Here is a 12,698-nt window from a genome sequence, read left to right on the forward strand (position 1 = left end):
ACAAAAAAATAAAGGAAAAGGCAAGAGAGAAAATTGACAAGAAAAAAAGACAAGAGTAAAAGAGGATTTTAAATGAAAAAGCTGTTAAATCACGTCGTGGCGTTATTCGTTCTGATGGTTGTTATACTGCTGATCGTACCATTGCCTGCATTCCTTTTGGATATGATGTTTGTCATCAATATTACAGTTTCACTGATAATCCTGCTTACTACCATGTACATAAGAGAAGCACTGGAATTTTCCATATTTCCTTCGTTGCTTCTGATTACCACTTTATATCGATTGTCCCTAAATATTTCATCCACCCGATTGATTTTGACTAATCAAGGGGAAGCAGGCCAAGTAATCAAGACCTTTGGAGAATTTGTACTCCAAGGAAATATCGTTGTTGGTGTGCTTATCTTCATCATCTTGGTATTGGTTCAATTTATTGTTATCACCAAGGGTGCGGAACGTGTGGCTGAAGTTGCAGCTAGATTTACGCTGGATGCGATGCCGGGCAAGCAGATGGCTATTGATGCGGACTTGAGTTCGGGATTGATTAACGAAGAAGAAGCAAGACTTAGAAGAAGCAAGGTTCAGCGGGAATCGGATTTCTACGGGGCTATGGATGGTGCCACCAAAATCGTTAAAGGCGATGCCATCATGTCCATTATCATCGCTTTGGTCAACTTTATAGCAGGAACTATCATCGGCGTAGTGCAGAGTGGTCTGCCCTTCTCCGAGGTACTTCATATTTATTCCATCGCCACCATCGGCGACGGTCTGGTATCGCAGATACCAGCATTGCTTATTTCCACCGCTACGGGCATGATTGTGACCCGGTCGGTGGCTGAGGGCACCCTGAATGAGGATGTGATGAAACAGTTCACTTCTCAGCCAAAGGTGTTATTTGTTTCCGGTGCTATCATCCTGCTGATGAACTTGATTCCAGGGGCGCCGCATACCCAGCCTACGGTGCTGGGCGTTTTCCTGATTGTTTTAGGATTGCGGCTGTCCAAGAAAGCAGAGATTCAAGAGTTGTCGGATAGTATGGCGGCAGCGGCAGAAGAGGAAAGCTATCCAGAAGAGCAGTTTGACGAAAACGCTTATTTTAAAGATATCAACAACATCTACTCGCTAATTAATGTAGAACCTATTGAGATGGAATTTGGCTACAGCTTGATTCCTTTGGTGGATGAAAGCAGCGGAGGAAATCTGATCAACCGGATTGTCATATTCCGCAGACAGTTTGCTCAAGAGATGGGTTTTGTGGTTCCTTCGGTTAGACTGAGGGACAGTGCAGCACTAAATGCTAATCAGTATGTGATTAAACTCAAAGGTGAAGAAATCGCCAAAGGAGAGCTGCTGGTAGATTATTACCTGGCTTTGGAGCCGCCTAATCCAGCAGGAGATATCGATGGTATTGAGACCATTGAGCCGGCTTATGGCATACCTAGTAAGTGGATTACGCCGGAAAAACGGGATATGGCGGAAGTGTATGGGTATACCGTCATCGACCCATTGTCCGTTATGCTTACCCATTTGTCGGAAACCATTCGCCGCCATGTCCACGAACTTCTCAACCGGGCTGAGGTCATTCAGATTATGGAGAACACCAAGAAGACATCTCCAGAATTGGTGGAGGAGGCCGTACCGAACATTATCGCTTACGGCACGTTGCAAAAAGTATTGTACAATCTCTTAAAAGAAGGAATTCCAGTTAAAGATATGGTAACTATCTTGGAGAGTTTGTTGGATTCTGCTCAAAGTACCAACGATATTGACGTTATGACCGAAAATGTGCGCGGTGCGTTGAAACGAACCATCACTAGACGGTTCTGCGAAAGCGGCCAGCTGAAAGTCATTACTTTGGATGGGGAAGTTGAAAAAGCTGTCCTCTCCAGTCTGACCAGAAGTGAACAAGGCATTTATTTAGCCTTAAGCCCAGAGTTAATTCAGAAGATTGTCACTCAGTTGGGTGAGAATTTGAGCAAATTTAAGGACTTGAACACTGTTCCTGTCATCTTGACCAGCAATGTAATACGAGTTTATTTTTACCGGCTGATTGAACAGTTTTTCCCAAATGTGTATGTACTGGCCTTCAATGAAATTGCCAACAACGTGCAGATTCAAGCGCTGGGTAACATCAGCATGTAAGTATATAGGTACAGCAAGAGGAATGCAAAGAAGATGGATGAGAACTTGTTACAATCGAAATCGACAGAAGAGCTGTTCCAGCTATACCGCCAGTCCGGCGATATCCATCTGAAGCAGGAGATTGTTCTGCGCTATAGTGGCATGGTTAAGACCATTGCCATACAGCTTCGAGGAGTATACGTCAGCTTTACGGATATGGATGATATCATCAACGAGGGCATCATTACCCTGATGCAGGCTGTAGATCGGTTTGACCCAGAAAAGAATGTCAAGTTTGAGAGTTATGCCTCCCTGCGTATTCGAGGGGCTGTCGTAGACTTGGCCAGAAAGCAGGACTGGGTGCCTCGCAATGTGCGTAAGTTGGGGAAATCTATAGATCAGACTTTTTCTGAGCTATATTTTAAACTAGGCCGCTATCCTGTCGATGAAGAGGTGGCGGAATGCTTGGGCATCAGCTTGGAGAAGTATTACAAGGCGTTGAGTGAAACGAACTTGTTCAATATCCTTTCCCTTGATGCGCTGGTAGATGGACTTCAGGAAGATGGCCCTAACGAAAAATTTTTAAAAGATGCCAATGCGGAGATTATGCCGGCCAAAAGTTTGGAAAAGAAGGAACTTCACAGCCTCTTGAAGGATTCTGTGGAGGGCTTGAGGCAAAATGAGCAGATTGTCATCTCCTTGTATTATAAAGAAGAGTTGAATATGAAAGAGATTGCTCAGGTTATGGGCATTAGTGAGCCTAGAGTGTCTCAGCTCCACTCGGCAGCTTTGAAGAAACTCCGGGTAAACCTGGAAGGTTATTATGCCGGATAGACAAAAGCCGGAAGGATGGAAGTAAGGAGAAAAAACATGTTTAAAGGGTTTTATATGGCTACTTCGGGTATGTTGACCCAGTCAAGAGTATTAAACAATATCAGTAATAATATGTCCAACGTATCTACGCCAGGTTACAAAGGGGATACGCTGGCTACAGCTACATTTGAGGATATGCTGATTCACCGGACGGGAAACAAAGATAAAAGTGTTTCTACGCCTCTCAATACCTCTTCCATGATTAAGACGGCGGACGAGTTGGTGACCAATTATTCCGATGGCATGTTAGAGTTTACCGAGAGACCTTTGGATGTAGCGGTACAGGGAAAGGGATTCTTTCAAATTCAAACAGCAGAAGGGGATACATTGTACACCAGAAACGGATCCTTCAATGTGGATAATGAAGGCTATTTGTGCTTACAGCACATTGGCCGGGTGCTGGGCACAGACGGTCCGATACAGTTGGGCACGGATAAGATTAATATTCAAGAAGATGGATCTATTACGCAGTCGGACACCGGGGAGACGTTGGGAAAGTTGAACTTGATGGATTTTGCGGATTATGCGCAGCTGCAAAAGACAGGAGAGGGGATGTTCCGAAACACGGATGCAGCCAATCAGACAGCAGCCGGGGGATCTGTGACCCAAGGGGCTATTGAGCGATCTAATGTTGTTGCCATGGATGAAATGTTAAGTATGATGACCAGCCAAAGAGCATTCCAGAGTGCCGGGCAGATTGCTAAAATTTACGATGAATTGATGGGACGAGCTATTGAGCTTGCTTCCCTGTCCTGATAGATAAGAGAGGAGGCTGGAAATGGATATATCATTTTACACCGCAGGGGTAGGAGCTAAGGCCCAGCAGGCAAAAATGGACGTGCTGGGGAATAATATGGCTAACGTAAATACGGCCGGATATAAAAGGCAAAGCGCAGGCTTTGTAGACCTGCTGTATTCCAATATCCGGGAACCGGAGGCAACCGACACCCAGCTAAAAGTAGGCAGCGGGACGCGCATGGAGAAGACCGATATCAAATTTACCAGCAGCGGCTTGCAGTCTACGGACAATCCGACGGATTATGCCATCACGGGAGAAGGGTTCTTTGCTGTTCAGGACCCGGCGAACAACCAAATTTACTACACCAGAGACGGGAGTTTTCAAAGCTCGCTGAGAGCGGACGGCGAATTTTACCTGGTGACGGGCGGCGGCCAGCTGGTTCTGGATAAAGAAGTCCAGCCCATCAAGCTGGGGAAGGACAATGCCGGGACGGAAAAACTTCCGGGGATTTTTGATTTCCAGTTGAAGGACGGGATGCTTCTGCAAGGAAACAATCTGTTTTCACCGGTAGCTAAAAACGGTCCACCTATCCTGATGGAGGATGCCCAGCCGACGAGCGGGTATTTGGAAATGTCCAACGCAGAAGTCGGTGACGAGATGGTAAAGCTGATTGAGACCCAGAGAGCGTATTCCATGAATTTGAAAATGATACAGACAGCAGATCAGATTGAGGAGATTATCAATAACCTGAGATAAAGAGTTATCACTTTTTTCAATTTTTTTCTTCGTTATGCCGGGAGGGATAAGATGGATAAAGCAACGCGCAAAGCCAAAGACAAGAAAGATGGATTAGAATGGAAGATGGGAAACTTGTATCAGAAAGCGGTAGATGCCTTGAATCGGGGCAAGACCGTTTCTGAAGAAGAATTTGTGGAAAAGCCACCTGCTCAGACTCAACCGAGCCAAGTTCCCCCTGATCCGCAGGTGGAACAACCACCTATTCAGCCTGTCATCCAGTCCGCTTCAGCAGATCCAAAGCCACCGAAAGACGAGGCTAAAAGTATGGATGGCGCTGCTTTCAGCAAGCACGATGCTCAGAATATCCCTGCTCCAGAAGAATTGGAAGAGGATCTTAGTCAACTGAAAAGCCTTCAGGATATGGATAGCCAGCAGAAGAAGCCGGAAGCATCTGTACCGAAGCTCAGTGAGGAAGAGGTATTCCAGCGAAACCGGAGTACCATTACTTTCAACCTGTTCTTTTCTGCAGATAAGATGAATGCCTATATCCGAGCTCAGAATTATCAGAAGGGCAGTGATGCGGATAACCGTATCCCAACCGAAGTGATATATGATCTGCTGAAAGGCAAAGGGGTAACCTTTGGTATTGACCACAGTGGTATTGAAGAATACTGCAAGGGGCGAACTTTTTATAAAGATTTTCAGGCAGCAATTGGCTCTAGGCCAGAAAACGGTCAGAACGGTACGGTGGAATATCTGTTTTCTTTAGATATGACCTATGCACCAAAAGAACGAGATGACGGCACGGTAGACTACAAGGAATTGGACCTGATTCGTAATGTAGCCGTTGGAGACGCTCTTTGCCGGGTGCATCAGCCTACGGATGGCGTGGACGGCATGGATGTATTTGGTACGTTGGTTAAGGCCCAGGCTGGTCAGTCAGTAGAAGTGAACGCCGGAAAGGGCGTAGAACTATCGGAAGATGGCATTACCTATGTGGCGTCTATTTCTGGCATGGTAGAATTGAACAAAGGTGTCTTGGAGGTCAAGGATGTATATACCATTAACGGTGATGTGGGGCCGGCTACGGGAAATATTCGTTTTGGTGGAGCAGTAGTCGTCAAGGGCAGTGTGCTCTCCGATTACGCCATCTACGCCGGTGGAGACATTCTGATAAACGGTTATGTGGAATCCAGCATTCTCAATTCTTCTGGCAATATTGTTATTAAAAATGGCATTAGCGGCACCAAGAAAGGCCTGCTGAAAGCCGATGGTGACGTGACTGTTCGTTTTGCGGAGATGGCCAGAATTGTGGCGGGGGGCAGTTTTCGATTTGATTACTGCATCAACTGCGACGTACGAGTGAGAGAAGATATCATCGGTAAAGGCAAGCGTGCTTCTTTGCTGGGGGGTAATTATATCGCCGGACGTAAAATTGATGTCAATGTTATTGGCAGTGACTTAAATATTCCCATGGATGCTCAGATTATCCCTAATTGGCAGGAGGTCACCAATCTAAAGGTAAAGCCGGAGGAACGACTCCGGGAAAATAAAGAATTAGCGCATCAGTTTGAGCAGGATTATAACGCTTTGAAGCGCAAATTTGAACGGATTGAGACGGATGTAGCCCGGCTGGCTCGAAAGAACAGCATGGACACAAAAGAAGAGGCGGAAAGCAAGCAGAAGAAAGTTCTGGTGCTCATGCGTCAAAAGGCGGCCATTCGGGAGCAAATGAGCTATATTGATGAAAAAAGAGAGAAGCTGAAGAGACTGTCAGCTAATGAGGAATCCATGATTGTGGTACGGAAAATAGTTCACGTAGGTGTGCGGCTAACTATCGGAAACGCCATGATGTGGGTCAACGATCCAACAGATCACCAGACCTTTATAAATGATCAAGGCCTAATTGAAGGTCATGGTATTACACCGGGTTCCGTATAAATTAGAAGTCTAAGTAAATATAGAAGAAGGAAGTAAAAGAAGAAACATAGAGAGGGAGAAGAAGAATGGCTATAAAGAGCTACGAAGATTTGGACAGCATGCAGCTTGACGCGTTGAGAGAGATTGGCAACATTGGCGCTGGAAATGCAGCTACTGCATTATCAGGAACCATCGGCAAGCCGGTGAATATTGATATTCCTACGGTAAAAATTTTAGATATTAATGAGGCTGTGGAGGCCTTGGGCGGAGCCGAAAAGATTGTGGCTGGCATTATGGTCAAACTGGAGGAAGGTATCCACGGGGCGATGATGAGTATCCAAACGCTGGATGTAATCAATCTTATGCTGGACAGCCTGCTGGGAACCAAGGTAGACAGCTATGAAGAATTGGATGAAATGCATGTGTCGGCGGTATGCGAGATTGCCAATATTCTTATGGGCTCCTACGTGAACGCTATCTCCGATATGACAGGAATGCCAGTAAATATATCTGTACCAGCCATCTCTATCAATATGCTGGGTGCTTTGGTTGCGGTCCCTATGGCCACTTACTGCTACGAGGCGGATAAGATTATGATTATCGAAGGGAAGTTTTCTTTTGACGGTATGATGCACAAGCACAATTTAATGTTGATTCCAGACGTAGATTCGTTGAAGAGAGTTTTAACAAGACTAGGAGTATATAATGAGTAGTGTGGCCACTGTAGGCATTGCTGAAATGGGAGTGGTTCGAGGTGAAGACCAACTGATTACCTATGCCTTAGGCTCTTGCATCGGCGTTTGTATCTACGATAAAAATGCAAAGATTGCAGGCATGGTTCACATCATGCTGCCTACTGCCCCTACAGACGGGAGCGGTAAGTCTGTGTGCCGATATGCGGATTCTGGTGTGCCTGCTCTCGTGAATAAAATGGAAAGTATAGGAGCTCGGAGGGGGCTTTTGACCGCCAAGATCGCTGGAGGGGCCAGAATGTTTAATATTCCAGGAGATTCGGTAGTGGGAAACATAGGGGACAGGAACACCGATGCAGTAAAAAAGATTTTGTCGGATTTGCGTATCCCCATTGTAGGCCACGATGTAGGTCAAGACTATGCTAGGACGATGAGTTTCAATGCTTGTGATGGCATGGTTACTATCAAAGCTTTTTCTAAAGGGATTACCACGTGGTGATGGTTAGCCCGTTTGAGGGCTCATTGGGTTTGATTATAATGATTTTACATAAAAAACCGTCTTTTCAGAAGGTTCCAAGTGGTCGGCAAAGGCAGCCGAACCTTGGAATGGACTGGAAAGACGGTTTTTGTTTATCTAGGTGGTGCCGGATGCCTCGGATGAGAGGGGTCCAGTTTTACTTTGATACAGGCTTTGGCCAACTCGGAGTTTAGCCCTTCGCTGTATTGCTCCTGACAGGCTGTCAGCTTGGCGGCAAACTGTTCCGGCGGTACCATGAAATACAGAGGTTTAATGTTGTTTAGGGCCATAGCTACCACATCGTAGAGGCAGTCTTGACAGATGCACATGTTGAAACTCTGCATAATGGGCGGAGCTTGAGCCAGCAGAATGTCCTCTGCAAAATTGTGGAGAACTCGATTTAGCCTACCGTAGGTGGCTTGCCCATAAGCCGCAGCGTTGCATGGAGCTTGTTGATTTGGCTGGCCGCTTGGAGCTTGAATACCCAACTTCTGATAAGCAGCCGTTGCTTTTGCCTCCGTGTTGGTTGCTTGACGGTCTATGGAGCCAAAGCCAGCAGAACTTGAAGCCACTCGCGTACGGAGAGGTTCAGAGGAAGTTTTTTGGCTAGGCCGCTCATTTTCAGCGTCAAAATCTTCTAGTACATAGGGTTCGCTTTTTACTTGATTCAGGGAAACAGGCGATTCACTCTCAACTCGTTTACGAGATGGCTGGCCCTGATCAGTCTGTTCGGCACCTCTTTTGGTTTGCTCGGATTCGGAGTTGTGCGGCACTTCTTTAGCAGCTGGGTTTTGGCCGGGGCTGTTTTTTTCTGTAGGGAAAGCTGGCACGGTATGCTGACCGAACATGGCCATAAAGGTGGGGGAATAAGGTGGCCGCTGGTGCGGATTGCTGTCTTCCTCTTGGCTGTGAAGCAGGTCCTGTTTGCTGCGAATCTGCTTGTCCAGTTCTTTTTGCAAGTCGTCTTTGATAAGATCAGACAACAAGTCTTCTTCTTCAGAACCGGGCAGCTGGACGAGGACTTCCTTTTTAGGTGGCTCAGCTTTCGGTGGTTCGGCAGTAGTCCGCTGTTCCACCGGCAGCGGTTCCTTGTCAAGGGGCCGCTCCTCTTCGGTTAAGTCACTGGTGCCGTTGGTTAGGAGGCTTAAAACGTGTGCGGTCTTATTGCTTTTTTTAGCCATAAATTATAATCCTCCGTGAATCAGTTCTTTTACGAAGTTGGAATAGTCGATGCAGGCATTGGCCTTGGGGGCATAGTCCAACAAGGCTAGGCCATGAGCTGGAGCTTCAGCTACGGCAACGCTGTTGCGGATAAAAGTTTCCGCAACCTTGGTGCCCAGTTGCGCGGCGATTGCTTCTGTCATATCGCAGACCTCTTTGGTTAAAGAAGCCCGTTTATTGTACTTGGTCAGCAGGATGCAGGCCAGGTTCAGTTTAGGGTTGTAATATTTTTTCACGTTTTCGATGGTCTCTTTAATCTGAGAAATGCCCAGCAAACTGAGAACCTCAGGAATCATGGGGATAATCAGATGATCTGCACAAACGTAAGCATTTACAGTTAAAATGTTTAAAGCAGGGGGGGTATCTATGACAATATAATCATAGATGTCCTTTATGTCTTTGATAGCTTCTGCCAGTAAGAATTCACGACCAGAATGGTTAAATTCCAACTCTGCTGTACTGAGCAGGATATTGGAAGAAATAAAGTGCCCGCAATCAATGGAGCGGACCGCTTCGTTAATAGTAGCTTTTCCTTTGAATACGTCATAGAGGGTAACTCCCTCCTCAATGTTGATGCCTAGGCTAAAGCCCAGACTTCCCTGCGGATCCAGATCGATGCCGAGAACCTTATAGCCCATCTTTGAAAGCCCACCTATGAGGGCGTTACAGGTGGTAGTCTTGGCAACGCCACCTTTTTGATTTGTGACTACGATTATTTTCGCCAATTTCTTTCTCCCTTTACGTTTAGTAGTTATGAATCTATTTTACCACATTTTCCGAGATTTTGGCTTAATTATTTTTCGCCTTTGACGATATATAAATATATAAAAATATATAATATTGAAGTTTTTTCGTGTTTTTATGTAAGATTAATATAATGTCAAGGAGCAGACAGGGATGTCAGCAAAAGATAATCAATGATTAGGGAGGATGAATTATGACAAGCAGCGTAAATAGTACATCTACATCCAGTACCGCTAGCACCTATTCGGCAAAAGGGTATACTGGATTGGCGAGCGGTATTGATACAGAGGCCGTTGTAGAATCCATGACGGCCGACATACAGGCCAAGATTGACAAGGTAAAACAGCAACAGCAGACCTTCACTTGGAAGCAAGATGCCTATAGAGAAGTGATCACGTCTCTATTGGATTTTCAGTCCAAGTACTTTTCCTATGCTTCCAGTACTAACCTGTTGAGTTCAAACTTTTATAAATGCACCAGTATGGTAGCTGGAGGCACCAATGCCAGCAAGATTTCTGTCACGGGACTTTCTAACACGAACACGCCCACCTACAGCGTGACGGGTGTGAGCCAGCTGGCCAAGGCGGCGTCCCAGGTAATGGAAGGCAGCAAGACTAGTGCCGACATTCGTACCGGAGAAATCTCTTTCGATCCCCGCCAAGTGAGCCTTGTCAGCGGCGGCACCATCTCCATCAAGTACGGCGGCAGTAAATACTCGGTGAAGATTGCCGATGACGCGGAGATTACAGATAAGCAATCCTTTGCTGATGCATTGAATGTAGCATTAAAGGAGACCGGCTTGTCCATCGGGGGCACCTTGGGGGACAAGCTGCAATTTTCTGTAGCTGGAGAACGGATAGAACTAGGGTGTGTAGATAGTAAGGATACGAACTCTTTCTCTATTGCAGGCGGTTCCAGCGCGGTCTTGAATGCCCTCCACATGAAAAAGGATGATAAGTCTACTGCAGGTATGATAGTAGGCAGTGAGCCTACTACAGAGAGTGATCTGATGAAAACCGTAGATTTTAGTTTGACAGGTAAGAACATGACTTTCAATCTCAACGGTTTGAGCAAAACCATTACCTTTACAGAGGCGGATAATGCAACGATTACAGGGACGGAGTCGGAAAAGCGGGTCAAACTTCAGACGTTGATTCAGGACAAGCTGGACAAGAACTTTGGTAAGACGGAAGATGGCACAAGCAAAATCAAGGTCAACAGTAATGCTGACGGCAGTTTGTCTTTTGCCACATTGAAGGGGACGGACGGCGAAGGCAAGGGGATACCAGATGAGACCGCTCTCTTGCAGATTAACTCCAGTACCACAGATACCATGGGTACCAAAGGCCTCTTTAATTTAGTCAACGGGGCCAAGAATCGACTGGATACATCCATGACTTTGAAGGACTTAGGCTTTACCGCAGATACTGATGGGGAATACAAGCTGTCAGTAAATGGAAAGGAGTTCGGCTTCACAGGGGATACTACTGTATCTAACCTGATTAGCACCATCAACAGCGACCCCGAGGCAGGAGTAAATATTACCTATTTGAGTACCTCTGGCACTTTCTCTATCTCTGCCGACGAAGCAGGCTTCCAGGGCAAGGTAAATTTGACTCAAGTGGGCGAAGGCAATTTGTTGGAGGGTCTGTTCGGAAAAGTGAAAGCAGGATCTGTAACAGAAGGCCAGGACTTGAAGATGACGATTCGCTACGAGGGAACGAATGAAGACGTAGAGGTCATTCGAAACTCTAATGCTGTGAGCATCGACGGTATCAACTTTACAGCTCAAGGTGAATTTACAGCTGCCACGAAAGACGACTATATCACTTTTACACCAAAAGCGGATACGGACAACATTATCACCGCTATTAAGGGTATGGTAGAGGATTATAATAAAATACTGGATTCCGTCAATTCGCTGGTAACCACCAGTAGCAGAAGCAATAATAAAGGTGCCACAGTATATAAACCGTTGACGGATGCTCAGAAGAAAGAGATGACTTCCGACGAGATTAAGACGTGGGAAGAAAAGGCCAAGAAGGGTATTCTTTTTCAGGACAGCACCTTGTCCCAGCTGGCGTCAGATCTTCGATTTGTTTTCTCTACTGCGATTACGGGCATTGGAGGGGCTTCCTCCATCGGGCTGATAGCTTCCTCTTCTTACAGCGACAACGGCAAGATTACCTTGGATGAAAGCAAGCTGAAGGCAGCACTGGAAAGCGATCCAGAAAAGGTGAAGTCCATCTTTACCGCTACTGCTGAATCTGCCAAGAGCAGCAGCGGCAGCAGCAAGTTGGATGGCGGTCTGGTGACCCGGATGAAGACCATCATGGAATCCTATGCCAAGAGCACCGGCGCAGAAAAGGGTTCCTTGGTAAATTTGGCTGGATTGGCCAATAATGCTACCACGAATAACAACTACGTCAGCAGACAGCAGAAAATTTTGTCTCAAAAGTTGGAGTCGCTTCAGACTTTGCTGAAAACTAGACAGGACCGATACCAGAGCCAATTCACGAAACTGGAGAGTTACATTTCCTCTATGAATGCACAGAGCTCCTGGTTGCAGTCCAGCGTCTCTTCCTAATAAGCCCAAGGGCAAAGAAATAAAAATATTGGGATAGGCAGCGAGTAGTGAACCTATAAAACACGTGTGCGTACAGGCTACTAGAAAGAAAGGAAGTTCGTGCTTTATGATGCAGTACGGTTATCAACAGTATAAGACACAATCCGTAGAAACCATGACGAAGGGGGAGATGCTGATTCTTCTCTATGACGAAATCAATAAACGCCTTTTGCGGGCAGGTGCGTATCTTGAAAAAGAGCAGTTGGACTTGTTTGAGGCAGATATTCAGCGGGCGATTGACATCATTAATTACTTGGCAAAGAGTCTTGACCGAAAGTATCCAATCAGTGCTGAATTATATCGGCTCTACGACTTCATGACTGTCCAGCTGACTCGGGTGAAGAGCGGCCGGAACATCAAGCTGGCCGAAGAAATTTTACCCTTAGTCAAAGAGTTGCGAGAAAGCTTTAAAGAAGCAGACCGGATAACAAAAAAAGACCCAAGCGTAGGAGATGGTATTGGTAGTTCTACCAGCAGTGTGACGTTAGGCGTAGGTTGATGGAGGCAAAA

At 46.1% G+C, this 12,698-nt stretch carries 11 protein-coding genes; 9 read left to right on the forward strand and 2 right to left on the reverse strand.

Annotated features, from left to right (window positions below):
• Positions 1-72 precede the first annotated feature (72 nt).
• The 7 genes from flhA (at position 73) to Ami103574_RS03330 (ending at position 7,579) form a co-directional block, all read left to right on the forward strand.
• Complete coding sequence (gene flhA / locus Ami103574_RS03300) at positions 73-2,139, forward strand: flagellar biosynthesis protein FlhA (RefSeq protein WP_163065269.1); 2,067 nt, start codon at positions 73-75, stop codon at positions 2,137-2,139.
• Positions 2,140-2,172: 33 nt separating this feature from the next.
• Entirely contained in the window at positions 2,173-2,952 is a 780-nt protein-coding gene (locus tag Ami103574_RS03305; RefSeq protein WP_163065270.1) for a sigma-70 family RNA polymerase sigma factor, read from the forward strand.
• A gap of 36 nt (positions 2,953-2,988) precedes the next feature.
• Complete coding sequence (flgF, locus tag Ami103574_RS03310) at positions 2,989-3,747, forward strand: flagellar basal-body rod protein FlgF (protein ID WP_163065271.1); 759 nt, start codon at positions 2,989-2,991, stop codon at positions 3,745-3,747.
• A gap of 22 nt (positions 3,748-3,769) precedes the next feature.
• A complete protein-coding gene (locus Ami103574_RS03315; protein ID WP_163065272.1) occupies positions 3,770-4,486 on the forward strand; it encodes a flagellar hook-basal body protein in 717 nt (238 codons plus the stop codon).
• Between the two features lie 51 nt (positions 4,487-4,537).
• Positions 4,538-6,409 (forward strand): FapA family protein, encoded by a 1,872-nt coding sequence (locus Ami103574_RS03320; protein WP_163065273.1) that lies wholly within the window; start codon positions 4,538-4,540, stop codon positions 6,407-6,409.
• A gap of 65 nt (positions 6,410-6,474) precedes the next feature.
• The gene (locus Ami103574_RS03325) at positions 6,475-7,101 is read left to right on the forward strand and encodes a chemotaxis protein CheC (RefSeq protein WP_163065274.1); all 627 of its coding nucleotides are present in this window, start codon (positions 6,475-6,477) and stop codon (positions 7,099-7,101) included.
• Complete coding sequence (locus Ami103574_RS03330; protein ID WP_163065275.1) at positions 7,094-7,579, forward strand: chemotaxis protein CheD; 486 nt, start codon at positions 7,094-7,096, stop codon at positions 7,577-7,579. The genes Ami103574_RS03325 and Ami103574_RS03330 overlap by 8 nt, the downstream gene beginning before the upstream one ends.
• 131 nt (positions 7,580-7,710) lie before the next feature.
• Here the strand turns inward: Ami103574_RS03330 and Ami103574_RS03335 are convergent, their stop codons facing one another.
• Complete coding sequence (locus tag Ami103574_RS03335; protein ID WP_163065276.1) at positions 7,711-8,778, reverse strand: late competence development ComFB family protein; 1,068 nt, start codon at positions 8,776-8,778, stop codon at positions 7,711-7,713.
• Between the two features lie 3 nt (positions 8,779-8,781).
• Complete coding sequence (locus Ami103574_RS03340) at positions 8,782-9,543, reverse strand: ParA family protein (RefSeq protein WP_163065277.1); 762 nt, start codon at positions 9,541-9,543, stop codon at positions 8,782-8,784.
• Between the two features lie 212 nt (positions 9,544-9,755).
• Here Ami103574_RS03340 and fliD point away from each other — a divergent pair, with 212 nt between their 5' ends.
• Complete coding sequence (gene fliD, locus Ami103574_RS03345; RefSeq protein ID WP_163065278.1) at positions 9,756-12,149, forward strand: flagellar filament capping protein FliD; 2,394 nt, start codon at positions 9,756-9,758, stop codon at positions 12,147-12,149.
• Positions 12,150-12,255: 106 nt separating this feature from the next.
• On the forward strand, positions 12,256-12,687 hold the full coding sequence (gene fliS, locus Ami103574_RS03350) for a flagellar export chaperone FliS (RefSeq protein WP_163065279.1): 432 nt from the start codon (positions 12,256-12,258) through the stop codon (positions 12,685-12,687).
• The last annotated feature ends 11 nt before the right edge of the window (positions 12,688-12,698 follow it).

The organism is Aminipila butyrica (genome assembly GCF_010669305.1).
Taxonomy (GTDB): domain Bacteria; phylum Bacillota; class Clostridia; order Peptostreptococcales; family Anaerovoracaceae; genus Aminipila; species Aminipila butyrica.